This window comes from Janthinobacterium salmonicoloratum (assembly GCF_051380845.1).
In the GTDB taxonomy this organism is placed as follows: domain Bacteria; phylum Pseudomonadota; class Gammaproteobacteria; order Burkholderiales; family Burkholderiaceae_D; genus Janthinobacterium; species Janthinobacterium lividum_F.
The window spans coordinates 452,262-471,884 of record NZ_JBNYXV010000003.1 but is presented as its reverse complement, the minus strand read 5'-3'; the positions used below and the strand labels follow the sequence as shown (position 1 = coordinate 471,884).

The 19,623-nt window shown below is 62.5% G+C and carries 25 protein-coding genes; 3 read left to right on the top strand and 22 right to left on the bottom strand.

Annotation, left to right across the window (positions count from 1 at the left end; genetic code table 11):
* Window positions 1-5 precede the first annotated feature (5 nt).
* From ACQ4WY_RS18935 to ACQ4WY_RS18830, 22 genes are all read right to left on the bottom strand, one after another.
* Complete coding sequence (locus ACQ4WY_RS18935; protein ID WP_436505327.1) at window positions 6-2,606, bottom strand: phage tail tape measure protein; 2,601 nt, start codon at window positions 2,604-2,606, stop codon at window positions 6-8.
* A 279-nt stretch (window positions 2,607-2,885) separates the two neighbouring features.
* The gene (locus tag ACQ4WY_RS18930; RefSeq protein ID WP_436505455.1) at window positions 2,886-2,957 is read right to left on the bottom strand and encodes a GpE family phage tail protein; all 72 of its coding nucleotides are present in this window, start codon (window positions 2,955-2,957) and stop codon (window positions 2,886-2,888) included.
* Window positions 2,930-3,295, bottom strand: coding sequence for a phage tail assembly protein (locus ACQ4WY_RS18925; protein WP_436505326.1), 366 nt, complete (start codon window positions 3,293-3,295; stop codon window positions 2,930-2,932). Before ACQ4WY_RS18925 ends, ACQ4WY_RS18930 begins: the two co-directional genes overlap by 28 nt.
* 40 nt (window positions 3,296-3,335) lie before the next feature.
* Complete coding sequence (locus ACQ4WY_RS18920; RefSeq protein ID WP_436505325.1) at window positions 3,336-3,845, bottom strand: phage major tail tube protein; 510 nt, start codon at window positions 3,843-3,845, stop codon at window positions 3,336-3,338.
* A 56-nt stretch (window positions 3,846-3,901) separates the two neighbouring features.
* Complete coding sequence (locus tag ACQ4WY_RS18915) at window positions 3,902-5,077, bottom strand: phage tail sheath protein (protein WP_436505324.1); 1,176 nt, start codon at window positions 5,075-5,077, stop codon at window positions 3,902-3,904.
* Between the two features lie 35 nt (window positions 5,078-5,112).
* Complete coding sequence (locus ACQ4WY_RS18910) at window positions 5,113-5,595, bottom strand: hypothetical protein (protein WP_436505323.1); 483 nt, start codon at window positions 5,593-5,595, stop codon at window positions 5,113-5,115.
* A gap of 2 nt (window positions 5,596-5,597) precedes the next feature.
* Window positions 5,598-7,157: a phage tail-collar fiber domain-containing protein gene (locus ACQ4WY_RS18905; RefSeq protein WP_436505322.1), complete on the bottom strand. Its 1,560-nt coding sequence runs from the start codon at window positions 7,155-7,157 to the stop codon at window positions 5,598-5,600.
* A complete protein-coding gene (locus ACQ4WY_RS18900) occupies window positions 7,154-7,774 on the bottom strand; it encodes a phage tail protein I (protein WP_436505321.1) in 621 nt (206 codons plus the stop codon). The genes ACQ4WY_RS18905 and ACQ4WY_RS18900 overlap by 4 nt, the downstream gene beginning before the upstream one ends.
* Entirely contained in the window at window positions 7,767-8,678 is a 912-nt protein-coding gene (locus ACQ4WY_RS18895) for a baseplate assembly protein (RefSeq protein ID WP_436505319.1), read from the bottom strand. The genes ACQ4WY_RS18900 and ACQ4WY_RS18895 overlap by 8 nt, the downstream gene beginning before the upstream one ends.
* On the bottom strand, window positions 8,675-9,019 hold the full coding sequence (locus tag ACQ4WY_RS18890) for a GPW/gp25 family protein (RefSeq protein ID WP_436505318.1): 345 nt from the start codon (window positions 9,017-9,019) through the stop codon (window positions 8,675-8,677). Before ACQ4WY_RS18890 ends, ACQ4WY_RS18895 begins: the two co-directional genes overlap by 4 nt.
* Window positions 9,016-9,687 (bottom strand): phage baseplate assembly protein V, encoded by a 672-nt coding sequence (locus tag ACQ4WY_RS18885; RefSeq protein WP_436505317.1) that lies wholly within the window; start codon window positions 9,685-9,687, stop codon window positions 9,016-9,018. Before ACQ4WY_RS18885 ends, ACQ4WY_RS18890 begins: the two co-directional genes overlap by 4 nt.
* An 84-nt stretch (window positions 9,688-9,771) precedes the next feature.
* The gene (locus ACQ4WY_RS18880) at window positions 9,772-10,371 is read right to left on the bottom strand and encodes a hypothetical protein (RefSeq protein WP_436505316.1); all 600 of its coding nucleotides are present in this window, start codon (window positions 10,369-10,371) and stop codon (window positions 9,772-9,774) included.
* A gap of 155 nt (window positions 10,372-10,526) precedes the next feature.
* Complete coding sequence (locus ACQ4WY_RS18875; protein WP_436505315.1) at window positions 10,527-10,994, bottom strand: phage virion morphogenesis protein; 468 nt, start codon at window positions 10,992-10,994, stop codon at window positions 10,527-10,529.
* Window positions 10,991-11,479, bottom strand: coding sequence for a phage tail protein (locus ACQ4WY_RS18870; protein ID WP_436505314.1), 489 nt, complete (start codon window positions 11,477-11,479; stop codon window positions 10,991-10,993). The genes ACQ4WY_RS18875 and ACQ4WY_RS18870 overlap by 4 nt, the downstream gene beginning before the upstream one ends.
* A complete protein-coding gene (locus ACQ4WY_RS18865) occupies window positions 11,463-11,975 on the bottom strand; it encodes a lysis system i-spanin subunit Rz (RefSeq protein ID WP_436505313.1) in 513 nt (170 codons plus the stop codon). The genes ACQ4WY_RS18870 and ACQ4WY_RS18865 overlap by 17 nt, the downstream gene beginning before the upstream one ends.
* The gene (locus tag ACQ4WY_RS18860; protein ID WP_436505312.1) at window positions 11,972-12,532 is read right to left on the bottom strand and encodes a glycoside hydrolase family 108 protein; all 561 of its coding nucleotides are present in this window, start codon (window positions 12,530-12,532) and stop codon (window positions 11,972-11,974) included. Before ACQ4WY_RS18860 ends, ACQ4WY_RS18865 begins: the two co-directional genes overlap by 4 nt.
* Complete coding sequence (locus ACQ4WY_RS18855) at window positions 12,532-12,903, bottom strand: hypothetical protein (RefSeq protein WP_035820867.1); 372 nt, start codon at window positions 12,901-12,903, stop codon at window positions 12,532-12,534. Before ACQ4WY_RS18855 ends, ACQ4WY_RS18860 begins: the two co-directional genes overlap by 1 nt.
* 64 nt (window positions 12,904-12,967) lie before the next feature.
* The gene (locus tag ACQ4WY_RS18850) at window positions 12,968-13,180 is read right to left on the bottom strand and encodes a tail protein X (RefSeq protein WP_436505311.1); all 213 of its coding nucleotides are present in this window, start codon (window positions 13,178-13,180) and stop codon (window positions 12,968-12,970) included.
* Complete coding sequence (locus tag ACQ4WY_RS18845; RefSeq protein ID WP_436505310.1) at window positions 13,180-13,683, bottom strand: head completion/stabilization protein; 504 nt, start codon at window positions 13,681-13,683, stop codon at window positions 13,180-13,182. Before ACQ4WY_RS18845 ends, ACQ4WY_RS18850 begins: the two co-directional genes overlap by 1 nt.
* Before the next feature lie 95 nt (window positions 13,684-13,778).
* Window positions 13,779-14,498: a phage terminase small subunit gene (gene gpM / locus ACQ4WY_RS18840; protein ID WP_436505309.1), complete on the bottom strand. Its 720-nt coding sequence runs from the start codon at window positions 14,496-14,498 to the stop codon at window positions 13,779-13,781.
* Window positions 14,495-15,514 carry a phage major capsid protein, P2 family gene (locus ACQ4WY_RS18835; RefSeq protein ID WP_436505308.1) on the bottom strand — a complete coding sequence of 340 codons (1,020 nt, stop codon included), beginning with the start codon at window positions 15,512-15,514 and terminating at the stop codon, window positions 14,495-14,497. Before ACQ4WY_RS18835 ends, gpM begins: the two co-directional genes overlap by 4 nt.
* Window positions 15,515-15,561: 47 nt before the next feature.
* Window positions 15,562-16,365, bottom strand: coding sequence for a GPO family capsid scaffolding protein (locus ACQ4WY_RS18830; protein ID WP_436505307.1), 804 nt, complete (start codon window positions 16,363-16,365; stop codon window positions 15,562-15,564).
* Between the two features lie 136 nt (window positions 16,366-16,501).
* Here ACQ4WY_RS18830 and ACQ4WY_RS18825 point away from each other — a divergent pair, with 136 nt between their 5' ends.
* From ACQ4WY_RS18825 to ACQ4WY_RS18815, 3 genes are read left to right on the top strand one after another with little or no spacing between them, the layout of a single operon-like run.
* Window positions 16,502-18,313, top strand: a complete 1,812-nt coding sequence (locus ACQ4WY_RS18825; protein ID WP_436505306.1) for a terminase ATPase subunit family protein — start codon at window positions 16,502-16,504, stop codon at window positions 18,311-18,313.
* Window positions 18,314-18,327: 14 nt separating this feature from the next.
* Window positions 18,328-19,374, top strand: coding sequence for a phage portal protein (locus tag ACQ4WY_RS18820; RefSeq protein ID WP_436505454.1), 1,047 nt, complete (start codon window positions 18,328-18,330; stop codon window positions 19,372-19,374).
* Window positions 19,371-19,586, top strand: coding sequence for a hypothetical protein (locus ACQ4WY_RS18815; RefSeq protein WP_436505305.1), 216 nt, complete (start codon window positions 19,371-19,373; stop codon window positions 19,584-19,586). Before ACQ4WY_RS18820 ends, ACQ4WY_RS18815 begins: the two co-directional genes overlap by 4 nt.
* The last annotated feature ends 37 nt before the right edge of the window (window positions 19,587-19,623 follow it).

Sequence of the window (19,623 nt, the reverse complement as noted above, 5' to 3'; positions counted from 1 at the left end):
CCTTCTTAATCGTGGTCGCGCAGGGACGAGCGGATGCGCGCCGCTTTTTCACGGTCGCGCTGTTCTAACGCCGCGCTCACTGCGCGGGCGATGGCCTGCGGATCGGAACCGGCTTGCGCCTGGATCGTGATTTCGATCTTGTCGCCCTGGATGGTCATGCCGGCGCCGAACCCGCCCTGGGACAGCGGCGCGCGCGTGTCGAAGGCGCTGGCCGGCAGGGCGGTGGCCGTGCCGATGGCAATGCCGGCGCCCAGTTGCGTCAGGCGCTGCGCCAGGCCCGATACCTTGGCAATCGGCGCGCCCTCGCTGCGGTCCAGACCCACGGCCAGGCCCTGCATGGTGTAGTCGCCGAGCTGGGCAAAGACGCGGCTTGGGCTGTGGATACCCAGTTTTTCCTTGAACCAGGCAATGGTGCTGGAATCGGCATTGCTGATGGCGTCCTTGACGGTGCCCATGGAACCGGTGATGCCGTTGACCAGACCACGCAGGATGTTGGCGCCGAACTCGGTGAACTGGGCCGGCAGCTTGATGCCGAACCAGCTCATGACGCCCGCGAACGCCTGGTAAAACACGCCGACGGGTGACCAGTTGATAATCAGAGCCGTGATGCTGCCCATGCCGCCGGCACAGACCGTGCGCAGGCGTGACCAGATATCGGCAAAGAAGGCGGCGATAGGTTGCCAGGATGCGGTGATGCGCTGCAGGATGCTGGCGCCGAAGTCGGTGAACTTGGCCGGCAGCGCAATGCCGAACCAGCCGAGCACGCCCGCGAAGGCGCGATAGAACAGGCCCAGCGGTGACCAATTGGCGATCAGGTTGCTGACGCCGCCGATGCCGCCGGCAAACGCGGTCTTGACATGCGACCAGATGCCGCTGAAAAACGCCTTGATTGGCTCCCAATATTTGTAGATCAGGTAAGCGGCGCCTGCAATGGCTGCAATGGCCAAGATGACCCAGCCTACCGGCGTTGTCAGTAGGGCTATACCAAACCCCAGCGCGGCCCGGCCGGCCCACATGAAGGCCCCGCCCAGGCCGCGCATGATGGGTGTGAGCACGCCGCCCGTCACGCCCATCTTGGCGAACATGACGTGCAGCATGGCGTACGGGCCGATCAGGGCGGCAATACCCAGCATCAGCGGGCCGAGCACCAGTAGCAGGCCGGCCAGCACGGCGAAGCCGGCGATCATGACCTTGGCCACGGTCGGGTTGCGTTCCATGAAGGCATTCAGGCGCGTAATGGCGCTGATCGCCATTTCCAGCCCCTGCGCGTACAGCGGCAGGATTTTTTCGCCCATGGTGAGTTTCAGGTTGGCCAGCTTGGCCGTCGCTTCCAGTTCGGCGCCGCCGGCCTGCTGCTTGCCCAGGTCATAAATCTGCTCGATGTCATACGCGCCTGCGTTCAGCTTGGCATTCTTGTGCATCTGGATGCGCTGCCGGAACATGTCCAGAAACTGATTACCGGCCGTGCGGTTTGAAAACAAACTGCCGATGGTGTCCTCAATTTGCTTGGGATCCGTAATGCCCTTTTTTTCCAGTTGTGGCAACAGCACCTGCTCCAGCCACTCAAATTGGCTGCGTCGGAAAATGTCACTGCCCAGCAGGGCACCGGGGCCAAGGGTGGCAGATTGCGCAACCGTGTCGTGCTTGACCTGACCACGATCTTTAATCAGACCCAGTCTTTCCATGTTGCTGACGGCGCGCTTGGTGGTGCGCCCCTGATACAAGTTCGTATAGCCAGACATCAGGGCCGTGCCGGCGCGGTGGCCGCCGACTTCCTGCACCAGCGGTTCCATCTGGTAATAGAACTGCTTGTCGTCCATGATCTTGGCGGCGATACCGCCCGTCTTGATGAAGTTCAGCCATTCGGTCGGTCCCACGCGCCCGCCCGTGGCGGTGATGACCTTTTGCATCATGTTTGCCTGCGAGTGGAATTTTTCCGAACTGGCCGTGCCGCCGCGTTGCTCGATGACCTTGAGCAAGTCCATGAAGATGCGCTCGTTCTCTTCGCCCGACTCGGCGCCGAAGAATGCCTTGTTGGCAAACTTCATCTTGGCCAGGGTGGGCGCGACCATTTCCGCATGGTGCAGGTCGCCAAAGATCGACATCGCGTCGCGCACCAGTTCCAGGTTTTCATTCTGGCTGGTACCGTAGGTCTTCATGTTCTTGGCAAAGTCGATTGCCTGCTGGCTGGTTTTCGGCCCCAAGCCCAAGGCATTGACGCGGGCCTTTTCCAGCTGGTAATGCTTCGCCTCGTGCAGACCTTTGGCGATGGGCATGGCCATGACCGCGCCGGCCGCTGTCGCGCCAGCGCCCGCCATGGCAATGCTGCCCGCTTTGCTGCGCAGCTTGTCGGCATGCTGGGTGGCGTTGGTGACGCGCTGCTGCTTGGCGGCGGAGGCGGCCAGGCGTCTTTGTTGCGAGGCCAGTTCAACGTTCGTCAACTGGATACTGTTTTTTAACCATTCCTGGGCCTTGCCCAACTGGCGCGTGTCGATGCCGGCGTCTTTCAGGCTGGTGCGCAGGACGCGGAATTGCTGGCTCTGTTCTCGGCCTTTCAGCGTCAAGGCCTGCGTGACCTTCGTCGCCGCCTTCAAATCACGCGTCATGGCGCGTGTAGGAGACTCGGTCTGTTTTATGCTTGCGGCCAGCTCTTTTACTTTTTTTTGAGCTTCTTTCAACTCAACCCCCGTTGTTCGAATACCGCTATGTAGTTCGCGGAATTTCCCAAGGTTCCTTTGCTGTGTGTTCAGGTCGCGCAAGCGGTCGCTGGTCGCCTTCAGCGCCTTGGCCGTATCGCTGGAGCCGCCCATGATTTTTTTCAGCGGGCCGGTAATCTTGTCCAGTGCCGCAAATATCACCTGTAATTTCAAATCCCGACCAGCCATCTATTCCGCTCCGCTTCGTTGCCTGGCGCGTTCGCGCCAGGCCATCAGTTCATCAATCGTAAAGCCGTCCATCGCTGCCGGCGTCCAGTGAAAGACGCCGGCAATGTCGGCCATGGCACCGAAAGGCGATCTACTTTGCTCGCCAAAAAACCGGCAACCTCGACGCCCACGGCCAGCAGGTCGGCCGGGTCCATGTTGGCGATGTCGTGCGCCGTCAAGGTTGGCTCGGTGATGCGCGGCAGCACGATCTGCAGGGCCGACACGTTCAGGTTGGCCAGCTCGATCAGGGAAATTCCGCGCAGCGCGCCCGCCTTGGGCTTGCGCACGGTCAGCGAGGTGATGAGGCTGTCGCCGCGCTTGATCGGTTCGTCCAGTTCGATGACAGCTTGGTTTTGGGTATCGTTGTGCATGCTGTGTTCCTTATGGTGGGGTGGTCAGTAAAAAAGGGGATTACAGGCCGATGGCCTTGCGGATGGCTGCATTCGTGTCGCCGCCGCCGAAATTCTCGGTGCCGCTCATGAAGTCCAATTCGATGACGGTGGCGCCGTCGATCAGCAGCTTGTAATAGCTGCAAACCATGGTGTATTTGTGGGTGGTGTCGTCGCCCATCTTGGCGCCGCCCATATCGATTTCCTTGTAACGGCCGCGCACGACGACCTCGACGGCGGCCACCGTGCCGTCATCGTCTTCCTGGTAGGCGCCGGCAAAGCGCAGTTGCACGGCGCCGTGCGTGTGCGCGCCGTACTGTTTCAGGGCTTCGGCGATCAGGCCGCCGCCGCTCCATTCCAGCGACAGCGCCTCGTTGCCGAAGTCCACGGACACGGGGCCGCTCATGCCGCCTGCGCGGTACTCTTCCATCTTGCGGCTCAGTTTCGGCAAGGTGACTTCGGGCACCATGCCCATGAAGGACACGCCGTTCTGGAACAGGTTGAAGTTTTTCAGTTTGCGGGGCAGGCCCATAATTTCTCCAGTATTTCAATGTGCCCGCGCTGGCGCGGGCTGGGTGGTGATGGTGACTACGCGGCGATGCGCGAGGCGAAGTCGGCCAGATAGCGGTCGGTGATGCGCTGCTGGAACTTCAGGTTTTCCAGCGGCGGCACGGGCGTGTAGTCGTAGTCGATGGCCAGCTTGCCGTCTTTCAGCCCGGCCTTGTCGTTGTACTGCTCGTCATACCAGGCATGGCCATCGATGATGTAGCCCTGCAGTTTCAAGTCGCGGAACTTGGCATTGATGCTTTCCAGCAGGTCGCGCACCAGCGACGGATGCAAGGGCAGATCGACATAGGCAAAATGCGCCTCGGCGATGGTGTCCGCCAGCACCTGGGCCGTGCGCGTGTAGCTTTCGAAATAGAAGAAGCCGCCCGGCGCCTCGCAGGTGCGCGAACCCCAGAAGCGGTAGCCGCCCATGTTAATCAGGGTAGTCACTTCCTTGGCGTTGAGCACGCCGGCATCGGTGGCTGGGTCTTGCAAGTCGAAAAACACATCCTTGGTGATGCCGGTCGGGCCGTTGACGACCACGTTGGACAGCGTCTTGTGCCAGCCCGTTTCCTCGTCAATCTTGGCGCGCAGGCCCATGGCGTAAGCGACGGCGGAAATGCTGGCCTCTTCGTCGGTGGCGGTATTCCAGTTCACGAAGTCTGGCCAGATCATCATCACTTCGCGCTGGCCGAACTGGCCGCGATAGGTGGTGGCCGTCGCGACGGTGGCGCAGCCATAGGCGGACGCATACACGAAGGCGCGCAGGCGCTGCGCCACGCTGGCCAGGGCATTGGTGACGGCCTGGGTGTCCAGCCCCGGCGCGCCCAGGATGCGCGGTTTCACTCCCAGCTTGCTTTGCGCGGCCAGCAGCGCCTGGACGCCCAGGTATTTGCCATCGGGCGAGACGCCGCCCACGGCGTTGCTGGTGGTTTCCGCTTCCGTCTCGCCCTGGGCCACGCGCACCACGACCGTCAGGGGCTTTGTCTGCGCGGCGATGGCCTGCAGGCTGCGGTACAAGGTGCCCGTCTTGCCGGCCTTGCCCATGGCGGCCAGCACGTTGGTGACGAGCACGGGCGTGTCGAGCGGGAAGGCCGCCGGGTCGGCATCGTCGGCCGTGGCGATCAGGCCCAGCACGGCGGTGGACACGGTACGGATCGGGCGCGAACCCTCGTTGATTTCAATGACGCGCACGCCATGGTGGTAGTCGGTGGCCATGTTGCTCTCCTGGTAAGTGGTAAATGTCGGGGGTGTTACTGGGTGTTGCCTGCATCATCGAAGGCGCGCCGGGCCTCTTGCGGCAAGGCGTCGGCGATGCGCTGGAATTCGGCGCTGACGGCCGCTTGCAGGGCGTCCATATCCTGTGCGGCGGCGACCGTCGCGCAGATGGTGATATCGAGCAGGCAGGTGCGCGCCGTGACGATGGCTTGCGCGGTTGCCGCGTCGCCGCTGGCCATGGCGGCAAAGCCGATACCGGCCAGGCGGTTGAGGATGCCGTCACGGCGCGCGCGAACGGTATTGAGGTAGACGGCGCACACCTGGCCATAGGGAATGGCAGGGGCCGCCGTGATGCGCAGCGTCCCTTTGACAAACTTGAACGATCCGCCGGATGCGCGGACGGTGTGGGCGGCCAGGTGGTCCGCCTCGGATACCTCAAACACGTCGGACGGGATGTCCTGGTACTCGATGTTGACGGGGTAAAAAAAACCTGTGCTCGGTGAATATCTGACGGGCATGATTAGTTTCCAATCGCAAAATAGGACGGGGTGATGCCAGCCGAAAGCGCATTCCCGTTGTAGGTGAACAGCCGACAGCCCGTTTTTGTCTTCATACCGGCGTTGATGTTGCTGGGCAGACTGGACCCGCTTCCACCTTGCCCTTCATATCCAGGGAAGACGTGAAAACACGCGTTCGGAAACGGAATAGGGAAGATCACGTCGACATAGCCAGATTCCGGTGTCTGCGCGCCGCCGCCCCATTGCAGGATCATGCCGCCGGGTTGTTTCTGGTAGCCGCTCGAAGACAACATTGCCGCAAAGTCGGCATTGCGCCACAGCTCGGCGGTCGATTCGATGACTTGCCATACTTTTGGCCCGGTCGCCATGAGGGTGAGAAATTGCCCTGGCTTGATCGTGATGTTCGGCACACTGCCGACATCAAATCCAATGTTCACGCCTGGCGCGGCAAGAATGGTGCCGGTATTGAAGAGTCCGAAGAACTTGACGCACTTGCCGGAATTGTGGGGAATGCCAAGCGATACCGGGTCGGGAATGGTGATGGCCTTGCCCGGATAAGGGAAGTACAGGGCGCAGCCCATATCCTCGGCGGTGAGTGGGCGGCTTTCAACGACGTCGGCGTAACGCACCATGTTTCCTTGCGCGCGCTGCACAAAATCGGTGTTGGCCAGCTTGCTCGACGCGTCAAACTTCGCCGGTGCCCCGATCTCCTTCATGCTGTATTGCGGATGCGGGTCGGCAGCAGCTTGGTGCTTGGCCAGTTGCTGGTCGCAATAGGCGCGCGCGCTGGTGTCTTGCTGATCGACATAAGCGACCTTGGCCAGCAGCGGATGCGGGTCGGCAGCAGTCTGGTGCTTGGCCAGTTGCTGATCGCCATAGCTGCGCGCGCTGGTGTCCTGTTGATCGACGTAAGCGACCTTCGCCAGCAGCGGATGCGGATCGGCGGCGCCCTGGTGCTTGGCCAGTTGCTGGTCGCCATAGGCGCGTGCGCTGGTGTCTTGCTGATCGACATAGGCGACCTTGGCCAGCAGCGGGTGCGGGTCGGCGGCGGCCAGGTGCTTGGCCAGTTGCGCGTCACTGTAGGCGCGCACGATGATGTCCTGCTCATCGACATACTTGCGCGTGGCCAGGATGACAGATGGGTCGATTTTCAGTTCGATGGCGGCCGTGCTGGCGACGATCAGCACGATGCGCACCACTTGCGTGCGCCCGCTGCCCTCGGCCATCAGGGGCTTGTAGCTGGGCGGGCAGTTGGCCACCGCGCACAGGTCGCCGGCTTCGTCGTAGATACCGATTTCGCGTATCCACCAGCCGCCCACATCCTCGGGCAGCACCTGCTCGACGATGATCTGGCTGGCGTTGGCCGGGTCGATGCTCAGCTGGTTCAGGCCGGCGCGGCGCACTTCGCGCACCAGCGCCTTTTGCGTGCGCACGGGCATGGGCAGATTGCCGTTGCCGTCGCCCACGGCCAGGCTTTTCAGTTTCAGGGTTTGGCCCAGGGCGATGGCGTTGGCCAGCTTGGCCTCGCCCACTTCGGTGAGAATGGCGAAATATGTGCTCATGGATAGATGGTCAGGGTGTCGATGGTATGGGATGCGCCGGCCTGCAATAGCGTGCCGCGCACTTCGATGGTTTCCGCGATCCAGGGATACACGGTCATGCTGTCGCCGTGGTACGCACAAGCGCCCGCGTAGACGTTGCCACGGCTTTCCAGATAAATGGCCAGGCCCGTCAAATGGCGGCTGACGGGTTTGGCGTCGGCGATCAGGCGTTCCATTTCCAGAAACATGGCGTCCGTGATGCCCGTGTCCAGCACGCCCACGTCGAGGCGGAAGGTGCCCGGCACGCCCGGTGGCGTGGTTTGCCACCATTCGGTAATGCGGATCAGGTAGCCCAGGGACTCGACCACGCGGCGCACGGCGGCAATCGTGCCCTTGTGCTTGTGGATGAAGTAGGCCGCCTTGATCGCGCCGCGCTTGATCGACTCGGGCCAGGCATCATCCCAGCGGTCGACGGAACAGGCCCAGGCCAGAAACGGCAGCAGATTGACCGGGCAGCGGTCGGCGTTCCACAGGTCGCGCAGCGGCACGGGCACGTTGACCAGCTCGGCGCAGGCCACGGCAATGGCGCGCTCCAGCTTCGTGGTATTGGGCGGCAGGGTGGGCACGATCCTATTCATCGAGCACCACGACATTGAGCTTGATGGCCGTGCAGCGCGCGGCCTGGGTGGCGTTCAGTTCGATATCCGCTGCCGGGCTGGTCAAGACGACCTTGCGCACGCCTTCGACGTGCACGGCGGCGCTGCAGGCGGACCGGTAGATGCTGTGCCCCAGCGGGCGGCGCGGCTGCGATACGCGCACGGCGTTGGCCCGCGCGGCGTCCAGCAGGATCGGCACTTCCGGGCCGACGCCGATAAACAAGGTGGCTTCGATCTGGTAGTCGATGACCTGGGCGGCTTGCACGCTCAAGCGGTCGCCCAGGGGGCGCACGTCCTCGGCGTTGAGCGCGCGCGCCACCGTGGCCAGCAGCGCGGCGTCGGCGATGCCTGTGTCGTTGTTGGCCAGCACAGTGACGATGACGTGCGCCGGCGCGGGGCTGGTGGCGCTTGCGTCCTTGACGCGGCCGTCGCTGCTGCGGGCGTGGAATTCATACGACGCTTTCGGGCCGGCCACGGACAGGCCATCCGGCGCTTCCTGGATGCGCAGGCGGTAGGCGTCGTTGTCTTCCATGACGGCGGCCACGGGCGGCAGGGCGTTGGGATTGGCCGGCGTGATGACCAGGCGCGCCACGTTGACGTTGGCGCCCAGTTGATCAAGGTCGCCGTCGAGGGCGAACGCCAGCATGACGGCCTTGCCGGCCTCGTTGACGCGGTTGCGCAGGATGGTTTCTTGATAGCTGTTCTCTTCCAGCAGCTTGGCGGCCGGTTCCGATTCCAGCTCCAGCAGGGCCGTGACGGCCGCGCGCTCGGCTTCCGGCAGCAGGCGCACCAGGTGCGCTTTACGGTTGGCGAGGATGGCTTCGAAGTCGAGCACCTCGACCACGCTGGGCGCGGGCAATTGGGTCAGGTCGATGGGCGTGCTCATACGGCGCTCCCTTGCTTGACGGGCACGGACAGGGTGATGCCCTGGCCATTCGCCGTGCCATCGAGCAGCAGGGCGATGGCGCCGTCCGTGTCGCGCGTGAGCTGTACGCTGGACAGTTGCAAACGCGGTTCCCAGCGGCGCAGGGCAAAGGCGGTGGCGGCGTAGATGCGCAACTGCGTGGCGCTGTTCAGGGGCTGGTCGATCAGCTCGGGCACTTCGGAGCCATAGCGGCGGCGCCGGATGCGCGAGCCGATGGGCGTCGTAATAATGTCGGTGACGGACTGGCACAGGTGGCCCAGGCCCGTCAGGCTGCGCCCGGTGGCGGCGTGCATGCCCATCATGGCAGCGGCCCGCCCGATTGGTCTTCACCTTGCTTGACGCCGCTGTGCGGATGCTTGAGCAAGCTGATGGCGCTAGCCAGCACGTCCTCGCTGGCTTTGATCGTCCCTTGCACGGCCATGGCCACGCCGCCGGCGGCGCCGGCCTTGGCGTTCACGCCGCCGTTCAGCGCGGTGGCGCCTTCCACGGTGGCCGATTGCTTGACGATCAGGTTTTTCATGACGGTCAGGTCGCCCGTGCAGATGGTGCTGGGCGCGTTCGATGTCACCTTGTCGGCGGTGATGGTGGCGGTGCCGCCGGGAAGCGTCGCCGTCAGGGCATGGGCAGCGTGGTCGTACTGCACCACGGCGCCGTCAGGGTAGTGCGTGGTGTGGATGGTGGGATTGGATTCTGGCGTGTCAAATTCCTGCGAGTACAGCGCCGGCACGATGATGCCGCGCGTCAGGTCGCCGCCCGGGGAAAAGACGATCACTTGTTCGCCGACCGTGGGCGCCGACCAGGTGCGCGTGCTGCCGGCGCGCCGTGTGGCCCAGTTCAGCCATTCCGTGGTGAGGGTTGGCCCGAGCTGCACGCGCGCCTTGGCCCCTTTCACCTCGGCGATGGTGCCCAGGCGGATCAGGTTTTGCAGCAAGCGGAGGAGGTCGGACAGGTCGGCGTTCATGCAGTGCATGTTGCCGAAGTCCGCGTGCGGATGCACGCGGGGGCGGGTTGATAAGTGGCTTAGCGACTTTGGTGTAGCATAAATCTATTTAATTTAATCAGTTTGTGGAAATCCAAAGCCTCGAGATATTTTGAATGTGGATCCGTCGCTAAAAACGGCTTTTGCTGAAAATAATACTTTTGCATCGCCAATATCGGATTCATCTTCTCTTCTTATTTTTAGAAGTAAGACGAATGTGCGAGACTTTCCACTTTCAACTGATTCATTAATTATTTGTGGAAGAATGAAAGGTTTGAATTCCGATGCGGAAAGTAAGGTGGAAAGTTGGCTGCGGTTATTTGTTTTTCCCTCGGTGAACGAATATTGGGAGGTTAGATTGTTTTTTACTTGGATTTTATCATTGATAATTTCTAAGAGTTGTGGCAACGTATCTTTTTCAATTTTCACTAAAGTTGCGGTTCGTCCTCCGCGATTTGTAACAATAATTGGTAGCATAACTAGAATTTCCTTTTTGCTTCTCACCCCTTCTAAGTCGATTCGTAAAGCAGATTCAGATTCAAAATGTAAATCAGGGAGGTTTTGAATGACTTGATCTCGGGCATATAAGAATGAACCAATGCTCGAAAGAAAGGCTAATGCGGCTATGGCTTCTGCCCAACCAAATTTTGCTTCAAATTTAAATATAGATGACATGATTTTTATATGATGTGGATGCTGAAATATTTCGTTTCTTGAGAGATGATTTTCTAATGCGGTGAGATAGAAATTTTAAGATAAGATTTATGCATAATATTAGACGTCGAAATATTAATTCATTATTGTCTAATTTTTATCTTGCTTAGTATAACTTAGGGCGCTAGAAGATGCTTCAATAAACTGTTCCGCACTGACATTTGGTTAGACTGAGACATCCCCAGTAGGATACGTGCTGGATACTTGAATGTACGCCCTCCTTTCTGTACCAGATCTTGCTGACCAAACTGATGCACACGCGCCACACGTGCCACCCAGCCAAAGAACCCGACCTCGATCTGGTCGCCCGTCGCTTTTAATTTCAGGTGCTTGGCGGTACGGATCTTGGCGAACATCGCCGCCTTCTGCCGCTTGATGCGCCCGTTCTTCCCCTTGAATTCCTTGCGCCGCTTGCGCGCCGGATAGGCCGCGCCGTCCGGCCCCTGCTGCGCCTTGATGCGCTGCGCCTGGTTGCGGCGCAAGTCGATGGCCACCTTGTGATTGATGGCGCGGCGCTGGGCCGGCTGTAGCTTGGCCAACAGGGCGCCGGCCCAGGCTTCCAGCGCGTGCAGGTCGTCGCTCATGGCGTCGCCTCGGGCGTGCGCCACTCGGCCAGCAGGGTGTCGCCGTCATATAGCTTCCAGAACTCGTCCGCATAGGCGGGCATGTGCTGTATCTCGGCCAGGTGCTTGATATCCAGGCGGCCCGCCTCGCCGGTCTTGACGGCCACGCGCTCGGTCAGGTCCAGCTTGATGGAAATGTCGACCGTTTCATGGTTATTAAAATCCACCTCGAAGGCGATGCCATGCTTGCGCGTTTCCTCGTTGGCCATCAGGTCGAGCTGGTGGACTTTCAGCCAGGCGATCAGGGCCACCATGATGGCATCGGCGTCGCCGGCGTAGTCGGTGACGATCAGGTTGAGCTTGAAGCGGTATTCGAAGGAGAAGGAGGCGGTGGCCGACGCCACCACGTTGCCTTCGTCGGCGAAGACTAGCAGGCGGTCGGGGTCGCGCTGCAGGTCGGGGATGGCGGCGGCCAAGTGCTGGCGCAGGCTATTCGGTTTGTACATGGTAGGTGTCTCGTACTAGATTGTAGGCGTCAATGCAGGCGTTCAGCTGGCGGGTGGCGTCGTCGCCGTCGCTGGCAATGGCGTTAAGAGCTGCCGCAGTCGCTGGGTCAAGTTCGGCGCGCGTTTGGTGCCGATGGCTTGCGGCAGCGGTGGAATCTGCAGTTGCGGCGCACTGACCGCTGGCGACGGGGATTGACAGGCGCACAGCGCCGCTGCGCACATCATTGTTAAAACGGTCACGCTCGGTTTTCGCATGGGTTTGTTCCTGGGTGAGGTGGTCGGCGCGCTGCGCCAGGGCGGCGCCGGCGGCGCGCTCCAGCGTCAGCACGCGGGCGGTGGCCTGGGCCAGCGCGGTGGCGGCGGTGCTCTTGTCGGTGGCCGCCGCCCGCTGCAGAGTGGCGATGCTGGCATCTTTGCGCCAATCCTGCGCCGTCCAGCCGACCAGGGCGCCGCACAGCAGGCAGGCGGTCAGCGGGCGCCAGGTGGTCGCGGTCACATGGCCACCCGTTCCTTGATCCAGCCGAACAGAAAACGGCGCTGGCTCTTGTTGGCCTCGGTAATTTCCAGGTAGCGCGCCGCCTGCAGGCCGTTCAGGGCGCGCAGCAGCACGGCGGCGCCATCCTGGCCGCGCCATGTCAGGAAGGACGCAAGGGCGCCCAGCGATTGCGCGCCCAGGCGGCCGTCGACGAACAGGGCGGCGTAGCGCCCGCCCGTGTCATTGAAACCGTTCAGCCAGCGCTGTAGGAACTCGGCCGCGCGGTGCGGCCCCATGTTGACGCCCGTGTCGATCACTTCGGCGCCGATGCCGGTATGCAGGGCCAGCACCTGGTCGAACTTCGGCTCCGTGATGTAGCGGGCCGTGTAGATGGCGCGCGCCACCGTCACGGGCAAATCTCGCATCGGTCCCGTGTAGCCGTTGGCGCGCGCCACGGCCACGGTGATGCCGTAATTGGTTTCGCCGCCCGCATCAAGAGGGTCATTCACATAGCCGCCTTCGGCGCGCAGGATGGCGTCGATGACGCGCGCGATCAGTGGATTATCGGTGGTGGCCATTAATGCTCCTTCGCGTCTTTGACCAGCTCGGCGATGTCCTTGTCGCTGCGGCGCTGGAACCACAGGGCCACGGCGCGCGATACCCACCAGCCGGGCGCGCCGACGATCAAGTCGATGGCGGAAGCGTTGACCATGGCGCCGATGGCCGGGAGCTGGGCGCACAGCAGTTGGTACACGGTGCCGCCCAGCAGGCACGAGAAGACGCCGGCGCAGGCCAGGCGGGCGACAAACTCGCCCTTGTTGAAGGTGCCGTCGCTGTTTAGTGGCGGCAGCACGATGTACAGCATGGCCGCGCCGACCATGCCCAGCGCCGCCTTGAAGCCGTACAGTTTGACCAGTGTGGCGAAACCACCAAACGATTCTGCGGACATTGCTTGATACTCCGAGGTGAGGGGTGAGAGATTTTTCATGAGGGTAAAAAGGTGGATTGCTGCGTTAATCCCATAGCTGCACAAGATCGGCTGCGGCCTGGCCCGTGCTGGCCGCCGGCTCTGGCAGGGTGACGACCAGGCCGGCAGGCAGCACGGCGCCGTGGCGCGCCAGCGCGGGATTCATTTCCAGGGTTTGCTCGACGTATCCCGCGCCGTCGCCCAGGTAGCGCCACACCAGGGCGTCTACCGTGTCGTGCTGCTGCGTGCGTACCTGCATCAGATCAGCTCCACGGTGAGGTGCGTGCGGCCGACCATATCGGCAATTGCCCATTGCGCATTGCGCCGTTGCGCACCGGGCGCCTCGTCCAGCCATTCCATGCTTTTCTTGTCGCTAACGGACGTGGCCGTGCTGTCGTAGTCGCGGTAACGCTCGATCAGATCCGCTTTCGCTGTGCTGTAGACGGCGCGCCGGTACTGCGCCAGCAAGCGGGATTCGCGGTTGATGCGCGTGGCCGGCACGTCCACCAGGGCGGCGATACCTGCGGCGGCGTGCTTGCCTTGCCAGTCGGCCAGCTCGCGGTTGACCTGCAGGATGGCATCGACCACGGCTTGCACCAGACGCGCGTCGGTGACGGTGCCGTCCAGGCGCATGGCGTCGCGCATTTCAGCCAGGGCAATATCGGGAAACCAGCCATCGTTCTCGATGATGCCAGGGGCAGGCGCCGGTGCCGCCGGCGTGCTGCCGGGCGGGATGGACGGGGGCAGGGCCATGAAGGACATACGGGGTACTTTCAAAAATGGGCGGTGGACGGGGTTCATCAGGCCGATGGTTCAGCCAGAATCCCCCCGTGCCGCCGTGCTGCGGGGGATGCTCTTTACGTGGAACCGGCCGCGCGCTTGAGGCGCCGTTCCAGCTTTTCCATATCTTTCTTGACGCCGCAGGACTCGGACAGGGCGCGCGCGCGTTTCAACTGGCCCATGGCCGTTTCCGCCTGCGCCACCAGCGCCGGGGCGATGTCGGCTTCGTCGGCCTGATCCAGCACGGCGATCATGGCCAGGCCAATGGCCTTGTGCAGCTTGGCGCGCGCCTGGTCGGGCGCGTCGCTGGCGGCCGTCAGTTCTTCGACGGCGCCCAGCACCTGGGCCGCATGCTGCGGATCGCTGGCCAGCTTGCCGTGCAAATAGCCTTCGGCGAACTCGTCCAGCATCAGGGTGGCGATGTCACGGCTGTAGGTGTCGGGCAGCGTGAACTTGTGTTCCAGTGCATAGGCGGCCATGACCAGGGCGCGCTCGTATTCGCCCGTGTCGATGTGCCACACCAGCAAGGTGGAGAAGACGTCATCCTGCGCGCCCTTGCCGCCGGCCAGTACGCCGTCGATCCACGGCGCGTAATCCGGCAGCAAGGTGGCCTTGACCTCGATCTTGCGTTCGACGGACTGGATGGACTTCAGGCGGCGCCGGTCGTCGGTCAGCTTGTAGAGCATCATTTCGTAGGCCGTGCCGGTGGTCACGCCTTGCGGCGCGGCGGCGCCGGCCGTGCGCTCGGCCAGCATGCGCGCGCGGTGGCGCAGGGCGGGGGACTGGTTCGCCATCATTTGTTTTTCAACTCGATGTTTTCCACCAGCGCGGCCAGGCCCAGGTCTTCGATCACGTAGGCGTCGTTCGACGACTCGTAGTTTTCGATGCGGTCGCGCTTGGGCACGTCCTCGACGCGGCGGCGGCGCGCGCCTTCCTGGAAGTAGATCGACAGATTGTCGAAGCGCGTAATCAGGATCGCGTTATCCGGGAAGAAGGGCACGCGCGCGGCCGGCAAGCCGCCGATGCGTTTCTGGCTGATGATGATGTCGGCCGCCAGCGTTTCCGTGGGCGCCTGCTTGGTGTTGACCAGCGGGAAATACTTGTCGTTCAACAGCTTGCGCCCGACGATGGCCACCAGATTGGTGTCTTCCTGATACCACGGGTCCAGCAGGTTGACGGCATCGGTGACGGCCGCGTCGAGGTTGGCATAGTCGGCGCCGTCCACGTCGCCGATGACGACCTTGCCCGGCATGCCGCTGGCCACCAGGCCCAGGACGCGCTCGGGCGCCAGCTCGCGCAGGTGCTGCAGCCAGCCTTTATTCACGTCCTGCAGCAGCGGATTGGCGTCCAGATCGGTGTCGGCCATGGCCTTCACGCCATTGAAACCGATGACGATGCGGTCCAGCGCCTGGCGCGTCAAAATGGCATTGGCCACGCGCGACTGGAAGTCGGCGAACTTGGCCCAGGCGTCCAGCTTGGCATAGTTCAAATGCGTGTCGAAGTTGGTCTGTTCGCAGCGGTACTTGGTGCCGTCCAGGGTGGACAGGTCGCGCGTCTTGCGTTCCTTGTCCTTGGTGTTGGTGCGGCCGGCAATCGGGCCGGACACGCCCAGGCCCAGCTTTTCGCCTTCCTGCTCGCTCACGCCGATGATGTTGACCTTCGACAGGAACTCGCTCGATTCCTGCATCTTCGTTTCCAGCTTTTGCTGCACGCTGGGCGTGACGCTGAAGGTCTTGGCCACGTTGTCCGTGTCGTTCAGTTGGCCCAGGCGGGTTTCATATTGGCCAAAGACCTGGCGCGTTTGCTTTTTCATAAATCAGTGCTCCGTTGTTGAATGGGGTGTTGGTGGATGGCGCGCACTTAAAACTCGGTCTGCACGGCGCCGTCGTTGCCGGTGGCGGCAGGGCGGCGCGGGCCGTTGCCGGGCGCTTCGTCCATCTGCGCCTTGAAGGTGGCCAGCTCGTCCTGCGTGGACTTCAAGGCTGTTTCGGTTTTCTCCAGGCGCGCCAAGGTGCCCGTGTAGTTGTCGTTGACGGTGACGACGTGGCCGGCCAGCTCCTGCACGGCTTCGCTGATGTCGGCGAACTGCGCCGCGTCGGTGCCGGATTTATTGGAAAAGCGCGACAGCAGGTTTTTCACGGCGTCGGCCAGCTTGGCGCCCTGCGGCTCGTCAAATTCCAGCGTCACCTCGACGGCCGAAGTGAACAGGTTGGCGCTTTGCTGCTTGCGGCTGGCGGAAAATTTCAGCGCCTCGGTGCCCAGGCTGGCCGGGCTGTCGGTGACGCCCAGGCCGACCAGGTAGGGCCGCGACGAGTCGGCAAAGTCGGGCTGGATTTCCAGGCTGGTGTACAGCTTTTGTTTCGCCTTGTTGATGGCCATCAGTTCCGGCGTCGGTTCGATCTGCGCGAACAGGGCCAGTTTCTTGCCGTTGTCGGTGTCCACTTCCTCGGCTTTCACGGCGATCACGTCGCCGTAGGCCTTGAACTGGCTGTCGGGCAGGATGCCCCGGATATGCTCCAGCCAGATGCGCGCGCCGTAGGTTTTCGGGTTGTAGGTGGCGGCGATCTGCTCGATGGTGGCGCGGTCGATGTTGCGGCCGTCCGTGGTGGCGCCTTCGGTGGCGACGCGGAAGAATTTCGATGGTTTGGGCGATGGTTTGGACATGGTGGGCGTTCTCGGTTGATCGGATAACGCCATGGTCAACGTCTTGGCGCCGCGATTCAATGCGGTGCGGGTTGCTATGGGCCATAGCGACTTCTGCCTTTCCCCGCTCCGCGCGCGCGCGGCCTACGCTGGCGGCATGCTGACAATCGAGAAAACAAGCGAACAAACCACCGACGAGAAAATCGCCGAACTGGCCGTGCCCGAATCCGAGCCGCGCCGTGCCGCGCGCGCCCTGTACTGGAAGGGCTGGCGTATTTCGTCCATCGCCCGCCACCTGGGACTCAAGCGCAGCACCATCAACAGCTGGAAGCTGCGCGACGAATGGGACAAGGCCCAGGCCATCGAGCACGTCGAGGCAGCGGCCGAGCTGCGCCTGGTGAAGCTGATCGAAAAAGAGGTCAAGAGCGGCAGCGACTACAAGGAAATCGATCTGCTGATGCGCGCTATCGTGCAGGCGGCGCGCGTGCGCCGCTACGAGCAGCCGGGCGGCAACGAGGTGGATCTCAATCCCAAGCTGGCAAACCGCAATGCCGGCCCGAAGAAAAAGCCGACCCGCAACGATTTCAGCGAAGAGCAGAAAATCCAACTGCTCGACGCCTTCCAGGATTCGCTGTTCGACTATCAAAAGGTTTGGTATCGCAACGGCGACCAGCGCACGCGCGCCATTCTCAAAAGCCGCCAGATCGGTGCCACATGGTACTTCGCCCGCGAGGCGCTGGCCGATGCGATGGAAACCGGGCGCAACCAGATTTTCCTGTCCGCTTCCAAGAGCCAGGCGCACGTCTTCAAGCAATACATTGTGCAATTCGCGCGCGAGGCGGCCGGCATCGAGCTGACGGGCGACCCCATCGTGCTGCCGAACGGCGCGCACCTGTACTTCCTGGGCACGAATGCGCGCACGGCGCAGGGCTACCACGGCAATTTCTACTTCGATGAATTTTTCTGGACACAGAATTTCCAGGAACTCAACAAGGTGGCCTCGGGCATGGCCATCCACAAGAAATGGCGCAAGACGTATTTTTCAACGCCATCCTCGACCACACACCAGGCCTACCCGTTCTGGACGGGCGAGCTGTTCAACAAGCGCCGCGCCAAGGCGGACCAGGTCAACATCGACGTGAGCCACGCCCGCTTGTCGTCGGGCTACACGGGCGAGGACAAAATCTGGCGCCAGATCGTCACCATCCTGGACGCCGAGCGCGGCGGCTGCAACCTGTTCGACATCGACGAGCTGCGCAACTTCGAATACAGCCCGGACCAGTTCGATAACCTGCTGATGTGCAATTTTATTGACGACTCGGCCTCGGTCTTCCCGCTGGCCGAGCTGCAGCGCTGCATGGTCGATTCCTGGGTGGAGTGGGACGACTACAAGCCGTTGCTGGGCCTGCGTCCGTTCGGCAACCGGCCCGTGTGGATCGGCTACGACCCGGCCTTGAACGGCGACAGCGCCGGCTGCGTCGTGCTGGCGCCGCCCATGACGGCCGGCGGCAAGTTCCGCATCTTGGAGCGCCACCAGTGGCGCGGACAGGATTTCAAGGATCACGCCGAAGCGATCCGCCAGATGACCCAGCGCTACAACGTCGAATACATCGGCATTGACACGACCGGCATGGGCATTGGCGTGTTTCCCATCGTGCGCCAGTTCTTCCCGGCCGCCACGGCGATCAACTATTCGCCCGAAGTCAAAACCCGCATGGTCTTGAAGGCGAAAAACATCATCAGCCGTGCGCGCCTGGAATTTGACGCCGGCTGGACGGACATCGCGCAATCGTTCATGGCCATCCGCAAGACCCTCACCCCCAGCGGGCGCAACGTCACCTACGTGGCGGGGCGCACCGATGAAACCGGTCACGCCGATCTGGCGTGGGCCTGCATGCACGCCCTCGATCATGAGCCATTCGAAGGCACCACTGACAACCACCAATCTTTCATGGAGATTTATTCTTGAGAAAAGCACGACACATGCGCGCGCGCGGCCAGCAGGCCCAAGGCGCGCCATCACCAGCGGCCACGGCGCCGGCCGCCGCCGGCATCGAGGCGTTTTCCTTCGGCGACCCGACGCCCGTGCTTGAGCACGCCGACATTCTCGACTGCTTTGAGTGCTGGAAGAACGGCCACTGGTATGAGCCGCCCGTCAACCTGGCCGGCCTGGCCAAGTCCTTTAATGCGGGCGTGCACCACAGTAGCGCGATCCACTTCAAGGCCAACGTGCTGGCGTCCACCCTGATTCCCAGCAAATACCTATCGCGTGACGCCTTCAAGCGCATGGCCCTGGACTTCCTGACGTTTGGCAACGCCTACCTGGAAGACCGGCCCAGCCGCAGCGGCAAGGCGCTGGCGTACCAGCATGCGCTGGCCAAGTACATGCGGCGTGGCGTCGATCTGGATACCTACTTTTTCGTGAACGGCTACCAGGCCGTGCATGAATTCGACAAGGGCCGCGTGTTCCACCTGATGGAACCGGACGTGAACCAGGAGCTGTATGGCGTGCCGCAGTACCTGAGCGCGCTGCAATCGGCCTGGCTCAACGAGGCGGCCACCCTGTTCCGCCGCAAGTATTACAAGAATGGCTCGCACGCCGGTTTCGTGTTTTACATGACGGACGCCGCCGCCAACACCCAAGACGTGGACAACCTGCGCCAGGCCATGCGCGACAGCAAGGGCCCGGGCAACTTCCGTAACCTGTTCATGTACGCGCCGAACGGCAAGAAGGACGGCATCCAGATTCTGCCCGTGTCGGACGTGGCCGCCAAGGACGAGTTTTTCAATATCAAGAGCGTCACGCGCGATGACCAACTGGCCGCGCACCGCGTGCCGCCGCAGCTCATGGGCATCCTGCCGAACAATGCCGGCGGCTTCGGCGCCGTGGAACCGGCCGCGCGCGTCTTCGCGCGTAACGAGCTGGTGCCGTTGCAGGCACAGTTCATGGCGATCAACGAGTGGGCCGGCGTGGAAGTGGTGCGCTTCGCCCCGTATGACCTGGCCACAGGCGGGGAGGGCTTGCAATGAGCGACCATATCGACAACACGGACAAGATCATCTTCGCCGAGGTGGCGCGCGGCTTGGCCGCCGTGCGGCGCCGGCCAGGCCTGGTGGCGCATGGCTGCTGCCATTACTGCGACGAGGCGCTGGCGCCCGCGCTGCAGTTCTGTGGCGTGGACTGCCGCGACGACTACGACAAGGAGCAGGCGGCGATGATCCGCGCCGGCCGCCCAGGATGACCGCCACGCCGCGATAGCCTGCAGGGTAGGGACGCGA

Coding starts and splice junctions, on each gene's coding strand:
- ACQ4WY_RS18815 (WP_436505305.1), top strand. CDS start 19,371: ATGAGCGACCATATCGACAACACGGACAAGATCATCTTCGCCGAGGTG.
- ACQ4WY_RS18920 (WP_436505325.1), bottom strand. CDS start 3,845: ATGGGCCTGCCCCGCAAACTGAAAAACTTCAACCTGTTCCAGAACGGC.
- ACQ4WY_RS18855 (WP_035820867.1), bottom strand. CDS start 12,903: ATGTCCGCAGAATCGTTTGGTGGTTTCGCCACACTGGTCAAACTGTAC.
- ACQ4WY_RS18915 (WP_436505324.1), bottom strand. CDS start 5,077: ATGGCCACCGACTACCACCATGGCGTGCGCGTCATTGAAATCAACGAG.
- ACQ4WY_RS18895 (WP_436505319.1), bottom strand. CDS start 8,678: ATGAGCACGCCCATCGACCTGACCCAATTGCCCGCGCCCAGCGTGGTC.
- ACQ4WY_RS18835 (WP_436505308.1), bottom strand. CDS start 15,514: ATGAAAAAGCAAACGCGCCAGGTCTTTGGCCAATATGAAACCCGCCTG.
- ACQ4WY_RS18925 (WP_436505326.1), bottom strand. CDS start 3,295: ATGCACAACGATACCCAAAACCAAGCTGTCATCGAACTGGACGAACCG.
- ACQ4WY_RS18870 (WP_436505314.1), bottom strand. CDS start 11,479: ATGTACAAACCGAATAGCCTGCGCCAGCACTTGGCCGCCGCCATCCCC.
- ACQ4WY_RS18935 (WP_436505327.1), bottom strand. CDS start 2,606: ATGACGCGTGATTTGAAGGCGGCGACGAAGGTCACGCAGGCCTTGACG.
- ACQ4WY_RS18885 (WP_436505317.1), bottom strand. CDS start 9,687: ATGCACTGCATGAACGCCGACCTGTCCGACCTCCTCCGCTTGCTGCAA.
- ACQ4WY_RS18905 (WP_436505322.1), bottom strand. CDS start 7,157: ATGAGCACATATTTCGCCATTCTCACCGAAGTGGGCGAGGCCAAGCTG.
- ACQ4WY_RS18875 (WP_436505315.1), bottom strand. CDS start 10,994: ATGAGCGACGACCTGCACGCGCTGGAAGCCTGGGCCGGCGCCCTGTTG.
- ACQ4WY_RS18820 (WP_436505454.1), top strand. CDS start 18,328: ATGCGCGCGCGCGGCCAGCAGGCCCAAGGCGCGCCATCACCAGCGGCC.
- ACQ4WY_RS18900 (WP_436505321.1), bottom strand. CDS start 7,774: ATGAATAGGATCGTGCCCACCCTGCCGCCCAATACCACGAAGCTGGAG.
- ACQ4WY_RS18850 (WP_436505311.1), bottom strand. CDS start 13,180: ATGCAGGTACGCACGCAGCAGCACGACACGGTAGACGCCCTGGTGTGG.
- ACQ4WY_RS18910 (WP_436505323.1), bottom strand. CDS start 5,595: ATGCCCGTCAGATATTCACCGAGCACAGGTTTTTTTTACCCCGTCAAC.
- gpM (WP_436505309.1), bottom strand. CDS start 14,498: ATGATGGCGAACCAGTCCCCCGCCCTGCGCCACCGCGCGCGCATGCTG.
- ACQ4WY_RS18825 (WP_436505306.1), top strand. CDS start 16,502: ATGCTGACAATCGAGAAAACAAGCGAACAAACCACCGACGAGAAAATC.
- ACQ4WY_RS18880 (WP_436505316.1), bottom strand. CDS start 10,371: ATGTCATCTATATTTAAATTTGAAGCAAAATTTGGTTGGGCAGAAGCC.
- ACQ4WY_RS18845 (WP_436505310.1), bottom strand. CDS start 13,683: ATGTCCTTCATGGCCCTGCCCCCGTCCATCCCGCCCGGCAGCACGCCG.
- ACQ4WY_RS18890 (WP_436505318.1), bottom strand. CDS start 9,019: ATGATGGGCATGCACGCCGCCACCGGGCGCAGCCTGACGGGCCTGGGC.
- ACQ4WY_RS18830 (WP_436505307.1), bottom strand. CDS start 16,365: ATGTCCAAACCATCGCCCAAACCATCGAAATTCTTCCGCGTCGCCACC.
- ACQ4WY_RS18860 (WP_436505312.1), bottom strand. CDS start 12,532: ATGGCCACCACCGATAATCCACTGATCGCGCGCGTCATCGACGCCATC.